At 68.2% G+C, this 18685-nt stretch carries 12 protein-coding genes and 3 pseudogenes; 10 read left to right on the forward strand and 5 right to left on the reverse strand.

Annotated features, from left to right (window positions below; genetic code table 11):
• Positions 1 to 387: 387 nt before the first annotated feature.
• Positions 388 to 480 (forward strand): annotated as a pseudogene (locus tag ACTMS2_RS20010) (IS5/IS1182 family transposase); the annotation flags it as partial.
• Here the strand turns inward: ACTMS2_RS20010 and ACTMS2_RS20015 are convergent.
• Both ACTMS2_RS20015 and ACTMS2_RS20020 read right to left on the reverse strand, forming a co-directional pair.
• Positions 459 to 737 (reverse strand): hypothetical protein, encoded by a 279-nt coding sequence (locus ACTMS2_RS20015; RefSeq protein WP_441176826.1) that lies wholly within the window; start codon positions 735 to 737, stop codon positions 459 to 461. The pseudogene ACTMS2_RS20010 and the gene ACTMS2_RS20015 sit on opposite strands and share 22 nt — an antisense overlap.
• Before the next feature lie 122 nt (positions 738 to 859).
• On the reverse strand, positions 860 to 1165 hold the full coding sequence (locus ACTMS2_RS20020; protein ID WP_441176772.1) for a hypothetical protein: 306 nt from the start codon (positions 1163 to 1165) through the stop codon (positions 860 to 862).
• Between the two features lie 300 nt (positions 1166 to 1465).
• Here ACTMS2_RS20020 and ACTMS2_RS20025 point away from each other — a divergent pair.
• A pseudogene (locus tag ACTMS2_RS20025) lies at positions 1466 to 1859 on the forward strand (transposase); the annotation flags it as partial.
• Between the two features lie 133 nt (positions 1860 to 1992).
• On the opposite strand, the gene ACTMS2_RS20030 reads toward ACTMS2_RS20025, so the two are convergent.
• Positions 1993 to 3042 (reverse strand): hypothetical protein, encoded by a 1050-nt coding sequence (locus ACTMS2_RS20030; protein ID WP_441176774.1) that lies wholly within the window; start codon positions 3040 to 3042, stop codon positions 1993 to 1995.
• 165 nt (positions 3043 to 3207) lie between these two features.
• Here ACTMS2_RS20030 and ACTMS2_RS20035 point away from each other — a divergent pair, with 165 nt between their 5' ends.
• From ACTMS2_RS20035 to ACTMS2_RS20070, 8 genes and pseudogenes are all read left to right on the forward strand, one after another.
• Entirely contained in the window at positions 3208 to 6555 is a 3348-nt protein-coding gene (locus ACTMS2_RS20035) for a hypothetical protein (protein ID WP_441176776.1), read from the forward strand.
• A 467-nt stretch (positions 6556 to 7022) separates the two neighbouring features.
• Positions 7023 to 7142: pseudogene (locus ACTMS2_RS20040) on the forward strand (hypothetical protein); the annotation flags it as partial.
• 184 nt (positions 7143 to 7326) lie between these two features.
• Complete coding sequence (locus ACTMS2_RS20045; protein ID WP_441176777.1) at positions 7327 to 7602, forward strand: transposase; 276 nt, start codon at positions 7327 to 7329, stop codon at positions 7600 to 7602.
• Between the two features lie 587 nt (positions 7603 to 8189).
• Entirely contained in the window at positions 8190 to 8492 is a 303-nt protein-coding gene (locus tag ACTMS2_RS20050) for a transposase (RefSeq protein WP_441176778.1), read from the forward strand.
• A 195-nt stretch (positions 8493 to 8687) separates the two neighbouring features.
• Complete coding sequence (locus tag ACTMS2_RS20055; protein ID WP_441176779.1) at positions 8688 to 10451, forward strand: hypothetical protein; 1764 nt, start codon at positions 8688 to 8690, stop codon at positions 10449 to 10451.
• Complete coding sequence (locus tag ACTMS2_RS20060; protein WP_441176780.1) at positions 10448 to 11245, forward strand: hypothetical protein; 798 nt, start codon at positions 10448 to 10450, stop codon at positions 11243 to 11245. Before ACTMS2_RS20055 ends, ACTMS2_RS20060 begins: the two co-directional genes overlap by 4 nt.
• 16 nt (positions 11246 to 11261) lie before the next feature.
• On the forward strand, positions 11262 to 15743 hold the full coding sequence (locus ACTMS2_RS20065) for a hypothetical protein (protein WP_441176781.1): 4482 nt from the start codon (positions 11262 to 11264) through the stop codon (positions 15741 to 15743).
• Complete coding sequence (locus tag ACTMS2_RS20070; RefSeq protein ID WP_441176782.1) at positions 15728 to 16786, forward strand: Wadjet anti-phage system protein JetD domain-containing protein; 1059 nt, start codon at positions 15728 to 15730, stop codon at positions 16784 to 16786. The genes ACTMS2_RS20065 and ACTMS2_RS20070 overlap by 16 nt, the downstream gene beginning before the upstream one ends.
• A gap of 163 nt (positions 16787 to 16949) precedes the next feature.
• On the opposite strand, the gene ACTMS2_RS20075 is transcribed toward ACTMS2_RS20070, so the two are convergent.
• Together ACTMS2_RS20075 and ACTMS2_RS20080 are read right to left on the reverse strand one after the other, a co-directional pair.
• On the reverse strand, positions 16950 to 17984 hold the full coding sequence (locus ACTMS2_RS20075; protein ID WP_441176783.1) for a hypothetical protein: 1035 nt from the start codon (positions 17982 to 17984) through the stop codon (positions 16950 to 16952).
• A 181-nt stretch (positions 17985 to 18165) separates the two neighbouring features.
• Positions 18166 to 18603 carry a hypothetical protein gene (locus ACTMS2_RS20080; RefSeq protein ID WP_441176784.1) on the reverse strand — a complete coding sequence of 146 codons (438 nt, stop codon included), beginning with the start codon at positions 18601 to 18603 and terminating at the stop codon, positions 18166 to 18168.
• Positions 18604 to 18685: the final 82 nt, after the last annotated feature.

Consider the following 18685-nt stretch of genomic DNA (forward strand, 5'->3'; position numbering starts at 1 on the left):
GACGGCCGGCCCGCTGCGGGGGCGACTCCCACCACCCTACGGACAGAAGAGGGCGGTCCGGCTCCCAGGCCCGGTACCGCCTCGTCTGTCGACTGAGCTGTGGGAAGTCTCCGTCGAGGTGACCGACCCTGCCGCCGGCCCATGGTCAGTTCCAGCGACGGACGGTACGGCCGGTGGGCTCCCCCACCGCTGCCCGTCCAGCTGTTCGGGAGTCGCCAGTCGTGGGTGAGTAGGCTGCCCGCCGCTGGGGTGGGGCTGAGACCACCGTTGGCGCAGGCCATCGTGATGGATCACGCCGAAGCGCAGGCCGCAGCCGTCCCGACGCTCCCCGGAAGCCACTCGTGATGAACAACGCCCCGTGTGACGACCCAGTCATGTGCGAGGAGATCCTCGCCAACGCCTGTTGTGCAAGATGGCGAGGCCATCGGCCGGTCCCGTGGCGGGTTGAGCACGAAGATTCACCTCGCCAGCCAGGGCAGGCTTGCGCACTCGGTGCGCATCAGCTCACGCCCGGAGCGGAACTGCCGCTCCGGCTCCGGCGCTACCCGCAGGATCGCCGGCTCACGATCGGCCAGCTCCAGCCGGTGAGTGTTGTTGTAGAGCCCGCCGCCCAGCTCGACCGTGGAGACCGGCTCAGCGGTTGGCCCGAAGACGCGGTGGCAGATGGCGCGCACGTCCTCGGCGCCGATGGACCGCTGGAATGCGCCGGTGGGTCGCGGCAGGGGGCGAAAATCCATGACTACATCTCCCCCGGATCTGGCGCCGTCGCGGATGCCGGCGGCCGGTGACCTCCTGACTCCCGCACCGTACCGCCCGCCTACGTCCCGCCCGGTCCAGCGCCGTGGACCGCCTGCCAGGCTTACGGAGCGCCGGCGATCAGCCTGCCGATGCGGGTTTCGACCTGATCGAGGCTGACGACTCCGTCCCGGAGGTTGTAGTAGCCCTGCTCGACCACTTCCGGGTCCACCCCGGCGGCGCGTGCCTCGGCGCGAAGCGATTTCAGGTCGATTTCCTCGCGCAAGGCCTGGGCGACCGCGGCCCTGTCTCGCTTCTGGAGCTGGATGGCGGCCTCCTGCTGGCCACGCCGCACGAGGAGCACCCCGGCGGCGATGCCCCCGACGGTGGTGGCGCCGGCTGCGGCGTAGTAGAGGATCGGGATGTGCATGACTGGCCTTTCAGGCGGCGGCCCGCTGACGGGCGGCACGGGCAACGGCGCTCCCACGGCGCGGACCGCACCGTATCGCGCTGGCGCGAGTGTGCGTGAGCCGAACCGCTGGCGCGAGCCAACCGGCCGGGCCGCACGCGGCTCGATCGGCGGATCGAGCCGCGTGCCTGTCGGTGCCTTCCGGTCCGGGCCGCCCCACCTGCAGTCGGCCGTGGCCGACGGCCGGAGGGTGGCCTCGCCGACACCACCAGCCTGGCCACCAGGCCGGCGAGTGCGGTCACGGATGAGCAGCTGATCGCGATGCTGGTCGATCGGGCTCGCGGTGACGGGCTGAAGCTGACCGGTGAGGGTGGACTGTTGCAGCAGCTGACCAAGCGGGTCCTGGAGTCGGCGCTGGACGGTGAGATCACCGATCACGTCGGCTATGACAAGCATGACCCGGCGGGTCGGGGTAGCGGGAACACCCGTAACGGCAGCCGGACCAAGACGGTGCTCACCGATGTGGGGCCGGTCGAGGTTCGGGTGCCACGTGACGCCGCCGGGACGTTCGAGCCGCAGATCGTGCGTAAGCGGCAGCGCAGGGTTGACGGGCGTCGACGACATGGTCCTGTCGTTGTCGGCCAAGGGCCTGACCCACGGCGAGATCGCCGCGCACCTGGCCGAGGTGTACGGGGCTGAGGTGTCGAAGCAGACCCAGGTCAGTGTCGGTGGCCCGCTTGGGCCATCGGTGGGCGGACGGCCGCCCCCACATGATCGCGCCGTCCCTGGCTGGCCGATTTTCCTCGCTTCCGCACCGTCTCGCTCTTCGTGACCGGGGCCGTAAGCACCTATTGTGCGGCGGTCGTCATCTGAGCAAGGTGCTGTGGCATCTGGCGGTGACCGTCAGGGTTCGGACGTGCGGTGGCGTTGAACGGCGGCTGGTTGTGTAGCCACAGCAGGCCAGCGAGGTTGGTCGGCATCGTCCACTGGGTAGGCCGTGCCGGGTTGACCGTCTTGGTGCCGATGTATGTGTCTCCGACGTTGAAATGGAAGCCAATCGTGGAGGCACCGGCGAGTAGGTCGTCGAGATCTGCCAGGTCGACGCTTGTGAAGCGGTGCGATCCGACGGCGATGACCAGGGGCACGTTGTGATGGTTGGCGAGGTCTGCGTACTTGCTGACCTTCTCGTCGACGGCTTTGACTAGCCGGCTGGCGTCGACCGGTCCGGCGACACCGCTTGGTGCGGCGAACTGGGCGCGGATCCCGTTCGCTGACTGTAGGGGTCGTCCGAACCTGTCGGCGAGCACGGCAAGGGTGTAGCCGTGTGCGTGGATCTTCGAGGTGCCGGGTCCGTCCAGCAGTCGGGCGCGTACTTCGCGGGCGATCTTCTTGGCGGTTCCTGCGTCGGGTGGCTTCGGCGCGAGATGCCGGGTGCCCTGGAGTACGAGCACGACGCCTACAGGGATCTCCGCTATGCGCCTTTCGAGCGCTTTCCACGCGCGGATACGCCCGAAGGTTTCCTTGGCAGGCTGGTCGGTGTGGACCTCGATGAGGAAGGCCAGCTCTCCGCTGGGGGCGTGCGCGGTCCAGTCGGGGGTCAGGCCGCCGTGGTCGTGTTCGTACACGGCGGTGTAGCCGGCTGATCGGATCGCGGCGCCGGCCGCCAGCTCGAAGGTGACGGGCCAGAAGTGCTCGTCCAGCCAGAGGCGCCGGGCGAGCGCGTCGGCCTGCGGGATGGGCAGCAACGCCAGTTGCGCGCCGTACCAGCGCCGCCAGTGCTCGAAGCCGGGGTCGACCGCGATGTCGTAGGTCAGCTGCCGCTGCTCCGGTGTGCGCGCGCCGTGCCTCGCCCGATGTGCTGTCACGAAGTCTGGGCCGAACCGGCCGTGGCCTTCCACACCTCCATCCTCCCTGACGCGGCAACCGGATTCCCGGCCGTAGCACGGGGTGTGGCGGTCGAAACTGACTGGTCGAGCATCTGGCCGCCGTCGGATACTCATTGCTCATGTGGTCGCAGCGGCGACCGGATAGCACGGAATAGCAGGGGAGCGATCAGGTTGTCGGTGCTCGACGTTCAGGACGGTAACGGCGCTCGCTCCTTGTCGCCGCGCCAGGCGCGGATCGTGGCACGGCTTTCGCGTCTCGTAGGGTCCGGTGCGGCAGACTTCTTTCGTGACGCGTGCGAGATGTTGGTGGAGTCGCCCTCCCACCGTAGCGCCACGCACCTGATCAGCCACGCCCTGCGGGAGGTTGACAGTTCCCTGCGCTACATCCTTGAACCCCGAACGGTGCCGAACACCCCCAGTCCGGACAAGCGCGGCAAAAAGCGGAAACAGCAAGAGGAGAAACGGGGACATCTGCAAAGCATCACCGCCGTGTGCGCGGCGCTGGACCTGCCGACCGACCATCCCGTTGCGGTGTTCTGGCTTCAACAGGCCGAGCGCGACTCAGCGACGAACCTCGCGGGTCGTGCCCACCGACACGCCCTGGAACGTGCCCGTCCGCTCGACCGCGAGTTCCGGAACTACTTCGCCCGCTTCGAGGACCTGTTCGAACTCGTGCTGGGTCGGTTCGAGGAACAATACGTCCGTGTCTTCGACCGGCTCGACGCGCTGCTCGGCAGCGAGCCAACCATTGAGCTGGCCAAGGAGCTGCGGCAGCGGCTTCCATCGAATCCAGTCACCCGCCAGCGGTTCTTCAGCCGGGCTGCCGCAGCCTGGATCGGCCCGCTGACCGAGGAGGGATTCTTCAAGTTCCCGCCTGAGCCGCGACTCGATCCCACGGACGGCAGCGTGGAAGTCCCGGCCTGGCCGGAGTCGGACTACCTGGCGCGGGTAGCGGCCGACGTGCCCGGCGACGTAGTACGAGCAGTCCTGGAGATGGCACCGACCGAGAACAGCCGTGTCGTGTGGGACTTGACCCGTCTGGCCCTGGCCATCCCGCCGGGCGAGGCCGCGACGCTGGCGCCGAAACTCGTAGCGGCGATTCCCGGACCGTACGGTGTCATCGCCGCAGACCAGATCGGTGAGCTGGCCGTGCGCCTGGTCGAAGGCGGTCACCCAGCCGCAGGAATGGACCTGCTCCGCGCGGTACTCGGCGGATTTTCGGACATGGGCGCGACCAGTGGACGCAGCTACGACCACGTTCAGGTACTGCGAGAGTCCGTGCCGCCGGTGGCCCGTATCGTCGGCCGGCCGGTGCTGGCGCTGCTGGTCGACGAGCTCAACAGGGCTGTCACAAGCCCTGCGAAGGGGCGTTCCCGGATCTGGCGCCCGGCGATCGAACCGCTGCGCGAACGTCGCAGTGACACAAACGTTTCCAACGCCCTCGTCGATGTCCTCATCGAGATCGGCACCGCGTTGCACGACGATGGCATCCTCTCGGTGCGGGACACCGCGCGTGAGCTTGCGGTCGACGGGCCAGACGTGCTGCGCCGAATCCGGCTGCACCTGCTATGCCTTCGTGGTTACGACGCCCCTGACCTGGTCGCGGAGTGTCTGCTGGACCCGGCGCTGGCCGTCGACCACGCCGTCGAGCGGGAGTACCTTCTGCTCGCGGCCGCCGGACAAGCCTGGCTGGAGCCGCCCAAAGTCCGCAGCCTGCTCGACTTCTTCGACGGAAAACCCGACACGACGGTGTGGGAGCAGCGCATCCGCCGCGAAGGCGTAGGCGCCGTCGAGGCCGAGGACCTTCTACGTCAACGAATCGACCAGTGGCGCCGCGACCGGTTCGCCGCTCTTGAGCCGCTGCTGGACGGCGACCGCCGCGCCCGCTACGAGGCGCTGGTCGCAGAGTACGGTCCCGCCCCGGACCGGTCAGTACCTCCACCTGCAGCGTTCACAGTGTGGGGTGGTGAGGGTGTCGTCGGGGCCGCCGAACTGCAGCAGCTAACGGCCGACGCGCTGGCCCAACTGCTGCACGAGTGGCAGCCACCGCAAGACCGGCGGGAGCTCGACCGGTCGGCGATCAGGCCTGCGCTCGCGGCTGCGGTGGCGCGTGAGGCCACCCGGTGGTCGACGGACGCCGCCGCCTTCATCGGGCTACCACCGGAGTACGTTACGTCGATCCTAGATGGGTTCTGGGGAGCAGCCAGGGCCAAGGAACGCCTCGACTGGAAGCCACTGACCACCCTGCTGGCCTGGATCGACGGCGAAGCCACCAGCGAGCTCGCCGCCGATGTGGTACAGCGTCGTGAGCGGCAGTGGCGCGCAGCCCGCTATAGCGTGATGCGCCTGTTTACCGTCGACCCGACAGCCGACCCAGAACGAATCCCCTCGGACGTCGAACCTGCCATCTGGTCCATCATCAGCGCCGCCTGCGCCGACCCCGACCCTCAGCGACAGGACACACCGAACGAGCAGGACGACGGTGAGTTGTCGTCGGCCTCACTCGACGCCGTCCGCCCAGAGGCGCTGCGTGCAGCGATCCTCTGGGGCCGGCGCGCCCAGCAGCGGCCCGGATACACCGGCGTGTCTGACGTGACGCATGTCCTCGACGCGCACGTCACTCCAGCCGCCGACCCAGCATTGGCGGTCCGCGCGATGTTCGGCCAGCATCTGCAAGCGCTGCTGAGACTGGATCCCGACTGGACCTCCCGCCGCCTCTGCGACATCCTGCCGATCGAGCCCGAACACACCCGCGCGTGGCGCGCCGCCTGGAACGGGCACCTTGAGAACCGGGTGCTGACCGACACCGCGTGGGGGCTGCTTCGACCGCACTACCTGCGCGCGGTAGACATTCTCACACCCACCCCGAACAACGAATGGGAACAAGCACGAGCCAACCTGCTGGCGTTTCACCTGGGCAACCGGTTCTGGTTCGGCCATCTCGACCTCGACGACCCGGACCATCTCCTGCAGCGGTTCTACGAGCAGGCACCCGCCGAGGCAGCCAGCATCATCGTCGAATCGGCCGGTCGCAGCTTCAACCGCGACGAGCCCACCGACCCAGAGCGCCGCGAGCGACTCATGCGGCTGTGGGAGTACCGCATCGACGCGGTCCGACGCGATGCCGACCCAGACGAGCTGTCAGCCTTCGACGACTGGTTCGTCAACGGTCGATTCGACGACGCGTGGTCACTGAACCAGTTGTACGAAGTCCTCAGCCTCGCCCCGGATATGGAGCTCAGCGTGCACGTCCTGCGTCGGCTGCGCACCCTCGCGCTCACGCATCCGCACGCGTGTCTCCATGTTCTCGACCGGGTGCCCGGACGTCCCGGACACTATTGGAAAACCTCTCGGCACAGGGCGCTCATCCACGAGATCATCGCGACGACGTGCACGGCGGATGACGCCGCCGCGAGCGCAGCAAGCCGGCTGGTCAGCGCCTTCGCGGTCGACGGTTTCGACTTCCGCTCGGCGCTCGACGGCGACGCCAGTTCCAGCGCCGAGACCGATCGCTGCACTGACTGAGGGACTTGCCCAGGGCTGCGGATGGGCGCATCGGCGAGACGAGTGGCCAGCCGGCCCTTCACGCTCGGCCACTGCGTAACGATGACGAAAGTCGACAACACGGTTACCAAACGTCACGCTGCCGAGCTTGCCATCGCTGGCCATATTTTGTCGTTGACCTGCACAAACGCTGCCCTGCTTCTATCGCTGTTTGTCACTCGTAGTCCGATCCTCCACAAAAGCTCCGGCAGGAAGTGGTCGATCGTTGAATGGCACCAGCACGGGCCGTGGTGGCAGCCGGAACCCCGTGTCGGCTCCGCCTGAAAAACTGGCTCTGGCACACATTCGTGAGTCGTACTCGCTGAGGGTTCGGGTTGGGTGCCCAGGTGGAGATCATTGTGGCGTTGCTTCCGCATCTGGTTGGCCTGCGGCTGGAAGCGGTGGTGGTTCGCGGCGTCGGGGTCAGGATCGACGCGGCGACGAAGACGGTGCGGGCCGCGTGCGTAGCCTGCGTCGCGCGGTCGACCACTGTGCATGGTCGGTATGTGCGGCGGTTGGCCGATGTCAGGTTGGGTGGCCATGAGGTGCTGGTCGCGTTGACGGTCCGCAGGTTCACCTGCCTCAGCGTCGGGTGTCGGCGGCGGACGTTCGTCGAGCAGGTTCCCGGGCTGACCCGCCGGTATGCCCGACTTACGGTCCTGGCGGCGGGTGACCTGGAAGCCGGTCGCGGTGGCGTTGGGCGGTCGACCGGGAGCCCGGTTGGCGCATCGGTTAGCGGTGTCGGTGTCCCGGATGACGTTGATCCGGATGATCCGCAGGATGCCCGACCCGCCGCCAATGACGCCGACGGTGCTGGGCGTCGACGACTTCGCCCGCCGCCGAGGGCACCGATACGCGACCGTTCTGCTCGACATGCACACCCGCCGGCCGATCGATGTCCTGCCCGACCGCACCGCCGACACCCTCGCCGCATGGCTGCGCGAGCACCCCGGCGTCCAGATCATCTGCCGCGACCGCGGTGGCAGCTACGCCGACGGCGCCCGCAAAGGCGCACCCGATGCGGTTTAGGTCGCCGACCGGTGGCACCTGCTGAAGAACCTCAGCGACACCATCGAGAAGGTCGTCCGTGGGCACCGTCGGTGCCTACGCGAGCACACCGATCCGAGACCGGCCCCGGCGACGCGATCCACAGCCGAGCCGGGATCCACCGGACGGCGGGCGGAGAACACCCGCCAACGCCACGTGACCGTGCACGCCCTACGAGCTGAGGGGTTGTCGATCAGCGCGACCGCCCGCCGGCTCGACATGAACGTCAAAACCGCCCGCAAATACGCCCATGCCGCGACCGCCGAAGCGTTGATCGGTCCGAACGCCAGCAGCCGCCCCAGCGTCCCCGCACCGTTCCACCCCTACCTGCGGCAACGCCTCACCGACGGTGTCCACGAGACAGCCGACCTGCACGCCGAAATCCTGGCCCGGGGCTATCAGGGAAGCCTGCGCGTGCTGCGGGATTGGCTTGCCACGAACCGCACCCGACCCACCCCGGCAACCACAGTCCGTGTGCCGTCGGCCCGGCGGATCACCGCCTGGATCATGCGACCCGGCCACAAGCTCACCGACGACGACCGCACCGACCTCGCCGACGCCCGCAGCCGGTGCCCGCACCTCGACACCGTTGCCGATCTGGCCCGAGGGTTCGCCGCACTGGTCCGCCCCAGGGCACCGGACAACACCTCGACGCCTGGATCGACCGCGCCCGCCACGCCGGATACTCCGAAATTCGCGGCTTCGCCGCCGGCCTGGCCAGCGACCGCGACGCCGTCGTCACCGGCCTCGCCCAGCCCTGGAGCTCAGGCCCGGTCGATGAGCACGTCAACCGCATCAAGACGATCAAGCGACAGATGTATGGCCGCGCGAACCTCGACCTCCTACGCAAACGTGTCCTGACCAACCCGTGAGCCGCCACCAAGATCAATCACAGGAAGTCACGGCGTCGACCCGCCTACGCGCCATCCCGTCTCGCCCACGCGCGGCTCCTGCCTTGTCGGAGCAGCCGGTCACCTCCCCGTACACGCCGGATTCCTACGCGACGGCGGCCGGCTCGACCTGCCCGACGACCTGGCGGAACTCGCCGTGAGGGCGCTCGATGGATCATGGCCGCGGGCTCCGAATGGCGCGACCTGTGGCAGGACGCCACCGACATCGGAACCGGAGGGGACGCGGACCGGCAGGCAGGGCAGCAGGAACAAGCGGACAAACAAGCTGTTCACCACTCGGGACAGGAGGTCGTGTCATGGCGGTGGCAACAGGAAGACGATGTCTTGGGTCTCGTCGTTCCCGAGGACCGGGCGCGATCGGCGGTCAACGAGGCCTGGTCAATCGATCGCAGCGTGGTTCCGTCAGATAGTGACGGTAGTGTGCCCGGCGTGCTACAACCTGCTACTGACGTCGGTTTCGCTCAGCGCGTGAAAGCGCTGGCGTGTACGGCACCGCTTCATGATCTCGACAGTCGCAAGTCACAGGTCCAGTCGGCGGACTTCAACGTCTACCAGATGAGTGAGCTGGCGCTGAACGCCATCGACTTGGTCACCCTGTCGATGGACTTTGATACTGGGGCTCCGCCGGAGAGGATTGTCGCCGACCTGGCCGTGTTCGCGGCCCGGCACGCCCCGGACCGTGACGACGCCGAGCACCTGCGGGTGGCGCGGTGGGTGTTGGAAAACCTGCTCAACGTCGGGTCGACCGACCGTGGCTTCCGGGCGGTGTATGGAATCACCGCAGGTGACGGTAGCTACAACCGGTTCGAGTTCGACTTCAAGCTCCTCGAAGAGGTTCCGGCGGCTGACGGCAGCATCTTCCTGCGGGCGACGAACGAGGCGGTCAACGTCTTGGTCGGTGCGCTCGAGCTGGACATCGAGTCGGCGCAGATCGCGGCCGATCTCCGCCTGGAGACCCTGATCCGCCGAGGCCGGCTCTCCGACGCGCAGGCAGCAGCACAATCGGCCCGGTACCGCACGATCCAGTACGGCGAGAAACTGCGTCAGCGTTTGGAAGCCACCGAGCGGGATGTGCGCACGGTGGACTGGCTGACCGAGATGCCGGCGTTCATCGCCGAGGCAGTGGAACACATCGCGGCCCGGTTCAAGGCGGAGAACGCCATCCTGGTCAACATCATCGAAGTCCGGGACACCGCCGACATCGCGTCCCGCAAGCTGCAGGCGGCCGGGCTGGTGGAAGTCGTCCGGGATTGCCTGCGCCGCCACGAGCAGCTGCAAAGCGCGCTGCAGGCCGCTGGCCGCCGATTCCGGGCCCAGCAGGACCGGCAGACGTTCGCCCCAGACAGCCCCGCCGCGGCACTGAACCTGCATGCACAGCTACTCGTCCCGGCACTTGGTCTGCCAGTCGAGCAGGCCGATCAGGTACTGACCGCGTACTTCGCCCGGGGAACCGGCGTGAACGTTCCTTCGGCGGTGCGGCTCATTGACCTGTTCACCGCGCTGGTGACCCCGCCACCGGAACGAGAGCTGCTCGGCGGGATCATCGACGAGCCGCAAATTGACGAGACCGAGGAGGAGCCCGCCTTCCCCGCCGAGTGCTACGACCTGCTCGACAGCCTTCTGGACCTCGACGTTGACGCGCCGCGCCGACTGTCGGGGCTGCTGGAGGAGGCCCGGTCGCTGCACCCGGACCTACCAAGCCTGGTCATCGTGCGGATCGTCGCGCTGGCCGCGCAGGAGATCAACCCGGCGTTGCGGCACAAACTGCCGTCCGTGTTCATCGCCGTCGACGACGGCACCGTGCTTGACGACCCGGAGTTCGCCGGTGCGGATCTGATCGTGGCCCGCGCCGCTATCGAACCGGCCGACGCGCCTGGCGCCGCGTTCGCTACCAGTTCCCGGGAAGGATCTGCTGCATGACCACACCATCGCAGGTGACCGCGGACGCGGCCCGGCTCGTCGCGTTCGGTCTGCGGCCGAAGCTGGTCCCGGCCCGTGATGACGAATACCGCGAGCTTGTGGAACGTGCCCGCACCGACGATGTGTTCGCCGCCGTCGTGCAGGCCGTCGCGACCGGCATGGACCTGATCGTGATGGAGATCAGCGACCGGGCGGGGATCGTGGTCGCGTCGGCCGAAGACAGCGTCTTCGCGGTGAAGATGACCGACTACGCCCGCCGGACCGGCAGCGAAGGCAAGGCCGCGGAACGGGTTCTGCACGCGCTAGCTCACCTGGGCGCGGCAACGCTGGCGTTCCCCCGGCCGGCGGACCTGTCCAACGAAACGTATCTGGGCCGAATCACCGTCGAAGGCGTCGAGGCGTTCGTGCGTGAGGCGGCCTCGCGGCTTGCGGAAGCCGCGACGCAGGACGACGCCGCAGACACCGCCGCCGGCGAACCGGGGTTGGAAGCTGCATGGCGGGTCTACACCCGCCGAGCGCGGACCGGAAGCACCGGCGACGGACGCAAACTCGCATCAAGCACGACCGGCATCATCAACAAGGCGCTGATGTTCCTCGCCGACCAGGGCCTGCTGGTCCGCACCGGCGACGAACGCGGCGGCACGTTCCGGACCACACCGCGCTACCGGACTCAGGTCCGTGAGGCCGGTGTGGTGATGTTCGACGAGCTACTGCGCCTTGGGATCACGCAGATCACCGACGGCTCCGCCACGATCGCGGTCGGCTGGACGCCCCAGTCGCTGACCGAACTGTAGAAAAACCAGGAGAAGAATGTACGAGCTCAACCGCATTCGACTGTTCGGGGTCGGGCCGCGAGGTGCCCGGTACACCGACGTCACCCTGGACTTGTCCGGTGTCGGTGCGACCGTCGGCGGGCAGGGGGCACTGTTCGGGGCGCCGACGCGTCGGCCCAGCCCCTACAGTCTGCTGCTGCTGGAGAACGGCGGCGGTAAGAGTGTGCTTCTCAAGCTGCTGTTCTCGGTCGTGCTGCCGGGCCGGCGTAACACGGTCGGCGGACCCGGGTCGGTGATCGAAAAGTTCGTCGTCGGTGACGACGCCGCGCACGTGGTCCTGGAGTGGATGAACGTGCGCACCGGCGACCGGGTGATCACCGGTAAGACGTTGCAGCGGCGCCGGAGCGGCTCTGCTGCGGAGAAGCTCTCCGAGCAGTGGTGGTCGCTGCGCCCGCACGCGGACGTGGAGATCGACAGTCTGCCATTCACCACTGATGGCCGGCGGCTGCGCGTCGACGGATTCAAAGAGGCGCTGCAGGAGATCGACCGGACCGCTCCGGTGACGCAGTTGACCTGGGTCGGCGCCGAGATCAGCGGCTGGGAAGGTCATCTGCGCTCGATCGGGATCGAGCCGGACCTGTTCCGCATCCAGCGCCGGATGAACGCTGACGAAGGTGACGCGGCGACCGCGTTCAAGTTCAAGTCCAGCCGTGACTTCATCGATTGGCTCCTCAAGGTCGTCCTCGACCCGGCGGACGCGGTCAGCGTTGCCGACAACTTCGAGTCGTACGCCCGGACCGTCGGTGACCGCACCGCGATGCTGCTGGAACGTGACTTCGTCGACGGAGCTGTCGCGTCACTGCGGCCGCTCGCCGACGCGCAGGACCGACACCGGACCGCCTGCACCGCTCGGCAGGCCGCTGAGGATGAAGGTTTGATGCTGCTGCGCCAGATCCGGGCGCGGGAAACCGCTGAGGCGGCCGCGACCAGCCGGCTGCGTGAACTCGCCGCCGGGGCGGCCGAGATCGCCGCCGGTCGGGAGAAGGACCGCGACCGGGCCCGTGACATCGTCAACGAGACCCGACGGCAGACCCTCGCGCTCGAGCATGCCGCCGCGCAGCAGGAACAACGCGATGCGATCGCCGGCCGTGACGGCGCCGATGCGAACCTGCGGGCCTGGGAGCTCGCCGGGCTGATCGAACGCCGTAACACCGCGGTACAGAGCGCCGCCCGATTCACCGAACAGATCGTCACCGCCGAACGTGAGGCCCGTCCCGCCCTGCAAGGCCGTGACGCCGCAGCTGGTGCGCTGCTGAGCAAGCTCGCCGCTGAGGTCTCCGCCGGCCGTGAAGAGCAGGGCCACTTCAACGACACGGAACGTGAACTTCGTACCCGCGCCGCCGAGATCGACGATGACCGGTCACAGACGATGCGCGACGCCGAACGGTGGCGTTCGGAGCAGGCGCAGATCAACGACCGGATCACCGAAAGCCGGCACCTGATCGACGCCGCTGTCGCTGATGGCCTGCTCGCCGTCGGCGAGAATGTCAAGACTGCCGCCGCCGATGCGCAGCAGGCCGCCACAACCGCGGCGGCTCAGCTGCGGACCGCCGAGCATGACGCCAAAGACGCCCAGGCCGCAGTCCGGGAAACCAGCCGCCTGCTGCAAGAAGCTGGCACCGCCCTCAACACGGCCCGCACCGCTCACGGTGACGCCGCCCTGGCGGTGCAGACGATCCTGGACCGGGCGGCACCGCTGATCAGTGACGACCTCGTCCTCACGGCCCTGTCGGCCGACGAGGTCGACGTCGACATGCTCGACGGCGCCGCCGACACGGTAATCGACCGCCTCCACGGCGACGCGAAGATCAAAGAGCAGATCCTCGACGACCTGCGCGCGGAGCAGCGCGACGACCAGCGGCTACTCGAAGCGCTCGGCGACGGCGGATTCCTGCCGCCCCGCGACGCGGTCGAGACGACCCTGACGGTGCTGCACCACGCCGGGATCGGCGCGCACGCCGGATGGCGGTACCTGGCCGAGAACGTACCCGCCGACGAACGCGACGCGGTCATCGCCGATCACCCGCACCTCGCCGATGGTGTCATCATCGTCGACCCCGCCGCACTGGACATGGCCCGGCAGGTGCTGCAGGACGCCCGGCTGCTGCCGGCTGCTGCGGTAGCGGTCGGTACCGGCCTGCTGATGCTAACCACCAGCGGGTCGGAACCCGCCGCCGCCGGGCAGTTCGTCATCGCACCGAACCCGGCGCTGTTCGATCCGGAAGCCGCCGAGTTGCGGCGCGAGCAGCTGCGCACCGCGATGATCACCCGCGGCAGCGAGATCAGCGCCAGCGGCGACGACCTTGCGCACCTGCGTGACGTGCACATCGACCTGGTCCGGTGGCGACGAGACTACCCGCCGGGCCGGCTCGCCGAGCTCCGCGAGTCGCTCGGCCAGCGCGAAACCGAACTCGGCGACGCTGTCGAAGCCGAACGTGAAGCGCGCACGGCCGCCGACGCCGCCGAAGCGGCCCACGACCGGATCACCGGGCAGGTCGACAAGCTGCGCCCCGCCGAGCGGGCGGCCGCGGACCGGTCTGGTGCCCTGGCCCGGTTGGAGCAGACGACCGCGGCTGCCGAACAGCTGCGGGCCAAGCTGCCGGAACTGGCGCAGCAGATCAGCGATGCGGACCGGACCGTGCGGGAAATGACCGCCGACCGGGAGCAGAAGCTACGGGAGGCCACCGAGGCGGCCCGTACCGCGCAGGACGCGGCCGCGCGTGTCGAGCGGCACCGCGCCGACATGCGCGACGTGGTCACCTCCACCGGAGAGCATGCCGCCGCCGTCCCGCAAACCTCAGTGTCCGACCTGCGTTCGGCGTACCTGGCCGCCGCCGCAGCGTACGCCGCCGTCGAAGTCGGCCAGGACATGCGCGCAGCAGCCACCACCGCCGACCGCGAAGCCGCCCGACTGCGGGAGGAAGTCGGCCGCCACGAGCCGGCCGACGTCGACCGCGCCCAGCAGCTGCTGGCGACACCGGAAGGTGCCGACGAAGCGGGCCGGCAGACCGCGATTGCCCGAACCCGCCGGGAACGTGAGCGGTTCGCCGACGCCGTCAGCGCCGCCGACACGAAGGTCGGCGGGCTTGCCAGTGACCTGAAAGCTGCCACCCCGGCCGGTGGTGCAGCCTGGATTCAGCTGCCCGAGTTCCGGCGGCCGACCAATGTCGAGCACGGCCGGCGACTCACCACGACGGCTACCGCCGAGCACCGCGACGCCCAGCACGAGTACGAGACTGCTGTCAGCGACGTCGAGGACCTGAACCGCAAGGTCGAGGTGGCGAAGGAAGCCGCCCGGGCGTTTCGGGAGATCCACGGCCCGCTCGCGGTTCTGCTGGCCGACCCGCCCGCCGACCCGGACGACCCGATCGAGGCGTATGACGGCGACTCCGACGGAGCTCGGGCGGCGACCAGCCGGGTCCAACAGATGCTGAGCGCCGCGGTGATCGAGGAGAGCAGCACCGGCCGTGAAGTGAACCGCCTCGTCGATCACACTGTCCGGCACGCGAATCAGGCGAAGTTCGAGAAAATGAGCAACGTGTCGCGCCGGGCGATCGTCGGCCTCGACCGTGACCAGCTCGCCGCTCGTGCGGCAGAGTTCACCACGCAGCTCGAGCAGCGCTTGGCGACGCTAACCACCGACCTCGACTCCGCCGGCCGGCATCGCAAGATGATCGTCGACCGACTGTCCGCCCTCGTCGTCGGCGCGCTCAAGACGCTGCGCACCGCGTCGCGACTGTCGAAACTACCCGCCGGCCTCGGCGAGTGGGAGGGCAAGGAGTTCCTCCGAATCCGGTTCAGTGAACCCGACCCGGCGCTGCTGCACGCCCACGTCGGTGAAGTCGTCGACGACATGTCGGCGGCAGCGACCGCCCGGGCCAGCAGCGGAACCGCACCAAAACGTGACGGAATGGTGCTGCTACTACGCAGCATCGAAGCAGCGGTCCCGAAGGGTTTCACCGTCGACCTGCTCAAACCCGACGCGGTCCTGCGTGACGAACGGGTACCGATCGAGAACATGAACGAGGTGTTCTCCGGTGGGCAGGAGCTCACCGCCGCCATCGTGCTGTACTGCACTATGGCGGCGCTGCGGGCCAACGAACGCGGCCAGATGCGCACCAAACACTCCGGCGTATTGTTCCTCGACAACCCAATCGGCAAGGCCAGCGCCGAGTACCTGCTCGAACTGCAGCAGGGCGTCGCTGCGGCCCTTGGCGTTCAGCTCGTGTACACCACCGGCCTATCCGACGACCGGGCCCTGGCCGCCTTCCCGCTGTGGGTCAGGATGCGTAACGATGCGGACTTGCGTGCCGGCCTGAAACACATCCGCGTGGCCGAAGTCGTCCGGCGTCAGCTACCGGACCCGTTCACCGACGCCGACGCCGCCCCGGGTGAGATCGCTCCGGGCACGATCACCGCCACCCGCATTTACCGCAGGCCGGCATGGCCGGGACCGTAACTGGCGGCCCGCTGACCCCGCGCGCTACCCGGCTCGCTGCCGAGTTGGAGGCGTGGGGCCGGCGGACCGTCACCCTGGACGAGCTGTGGACGCTGTATGCCCGCGCCGACCCGGCATCGGCAACCCGGGCGTCACGGCGCACGGACCTGGCAGCAGCAGTCGCTGCTCTGACCGCAGCGGGGGTGCTCACACCGTCGAAGGCGACCGACCGGAACGCAGCCCCGCCGTTACCGGTCCGGTTGACGTTGCCGCCCCCGGCCGCCTCGGTTTCCGCGTCGCAACTGGCACGGCGGGTGCCGTGGCGCCCGGAGTTGGCATGGGCGGCCAGCGCCAGACTGACGGTCGGGCAGGTCGGCCTGCTGCAGGCCGTGAACGGCTGGCTGCGTGACAGAGGACGAGGCACCGATATCGTTCCCACTCGGGAGCGTTCGCTGGAACTGTTCGGTTACGAGAAGACCCTGGACGCGGTTCTGGGCACGACGCTTTTTGGTGCCGGCCGGCTCAGCCTCGACCTGCTGCGAACGTTCCGCGCGCACCCGCCGCTACCGGTGCGGACCATCAGCGATGGACACGTCCTGCTGGTCGTCGAGAACGCGGACACGTTCGACACGCTGCGCCGCGTCCTCAGCAGTACCGCAGGGCACGCGGTCGGCCAAATCGCATGGGGTGCCGGCGGCGCGTTCGAAGCCTCCGTGCTCGGCATCGCCGAGTTGACGGCGGTCCGCGATATCGCCTACTTCGGTGACCTGGACGCTGACGGCCTGCGTATCCCCGCGTCGGCGGCCCGGACCGCTGCCGAGGAGCGCCTGCCTGCGGTACGGCCAGCACACGGGTTGTATCGCCTCTTGCTGTCTCATGGGGTACCGCAGAGCGGGCAGCCGGCGGTGGGTGCCAAGGCGGTTAGCCCCTTGGTCGCATGGCTCGGCACGGCGGCCGCTGCGCCTGCCGAGGCGTTGCTGACCGCCGGCATGCGAATCCCGCAGGAGGCACTCACCGGCACCGTCCTCGACACCGACCGGACCTGGCTGCGGGATCTAGCCTGATCCGCACTCATTGCTCTGGACTCCGGCTGCCACCGGGGCCGCCGAGGTGTGCTGCGGTCAGCTGCGATGTAGTCGGTGAGTCGGCTCGCTTAAAGCAACCTCCACGAGAGACGCAGCTTCTGCTTCGGTCGGTCCGTCGCGCCCCTCGGCCGGCGGCTCGACCTCAGGCCAGTTGATGTGCACAGCCTGCCAGCAAGCGGTTGACCGCAGCGCGGGCCGGCATGTCCTCCATGGACAGCAGGCAGGGGAGCTTAGTGATCTGCCGGTGCATCGCATCGTCGGCCTGGTCGCGGAAGGCTACGAGACGCTTGACGTACCGGCTATCGGTTCGGCCCCACTGGTGGTTGTTAGCGACCTGGGTGAACGTCGCTTGTCCGAACAGCGGTGGCACGTGGTCCAGAAGGGCGCGTAACAGTGCATGTGCCGCGTACGCATTGCCGGCACGGTAGTTGTCATCGAGCTCTCGCAGGAGTTCGAGGAGCTTCGTCGTGTCCCATCGCGTTCCTTGCGCTTCCTTGACGAGGCCGAAGACCCGCTCATCGATGTAGCTGCCCGGCTCGTTCGGGGTGACGTTGGGCTTCTCGGAGGGGAGCTCAACGGCCAGGGGCGAGAGAGGCTCGAGCCAGCCTGCCGTCGCCTTGGCGAAGCCCTCGACGCTCTTCACCCGTGCGAAGTGCCTGACGTCCCGACCGACCTTGACGCTCCAATCGTCGCCGTCGGGTGCTCGCCAGCTACCCTCTCCACCCCATCGCTCCCAGTAGAGCATCTCGGAGAGCCGACGAAGTCGGCCGGTGTCACGAAGAGGCACGCGGAGAGCTTTGGAAACCATGCTCCGGTTGACGGTCACCGTCGTCTCACCAGGCTCAGGGTCGTGCGTGTCCTCGTAGCGCGCCAACCAGCGGAGAGTACGGAGGAACAGTTCGACGTCGTCCTGACCTCCGTCACAGCGTTCGATGCCGGCTAGCGTCAACCGCATCACGTCGCGGCCTCTGGGTGCGACGCCCCGGGGCGCGTTAGTCATGAGCAAGGTCGGGGGAATGTCGCCGACCACCTGGGCTACATCAATCTTCATGGCTCGCCACAGCTGGCGGTCTACCCGGTCGAACTCCGGCCAGACGCCGTTGCTACGAAAGTGGTCATACAGTGCTTGGAGAACCGCATGCTGCGGCTCTCTTGCCGGCGTGAGCGCGGAAGCCACTCCTTGCTTCCTTCCTGTAATCGATTCAGAGAGCTGTCGACGGCGTGGGGCGACAGTGCGCTCCGCTTGCCGACTGTCGCCCAAGACCGCCACCCGGCCAGGCACTGGGTGCCAGGAGGGAGCCGCACGAGTCATCGACGTCTGCCGGCGGGATGGACAGACGGACGACCGATACCGCAACTCAGTGGCCTCCGCGGCCGCTTCCGCCGCTCTTCGCGCGCAACTGTCGAAGCGACTGCTTCGTTGTGTCATGAACCCAGTACGCCCAGCCGTCGATCGATGTACCCGTCAGCTTGCCCAACGCCGGCGAGGGCTCCTTATATCTACCGAGGTCCGTCCTGATCCAACCGTCCGCCTCAATGATCGCGGCGAAGCGCCGTCCCTTCCGCACCTGGACGTGGCTCAGGGTGTCCCCCGCCTGCACGAGTCCCTTCTCGATGAGGGCCGTGAGGGCTCCTGGGATAGACGGAGCGGCTGCGTTGGGCATCCCCAATGCCTCTGCTGTCGACTGGCCTTTCTCCAAGAGCAGTCGCCGGAGGACGTCGTTCGGCTGCTCAAAGCCCTTGACGTTCCGTTCTAGCTCGGCGTACACCTCATCATCAATCTCGATCCGTCGCACAAACTCTCCAGTTCTCTCAATCTCCAGCGTTGGAGATTCTGCCAGATCTAGAGAGGAACGGCAAACGCTATCTGGGCTGCAT

It is taken from the genome of Micromonospora sp. SD12 (genome assembly GCF_052068495.1).
GTDB classification, from domain to species: domain Bacteria; phylum Actinomycetota; class Actinomycetes; order Mycobacteriales; family Micromonosporaceae; genus Micromonospora; species Micromonospora echinofusca.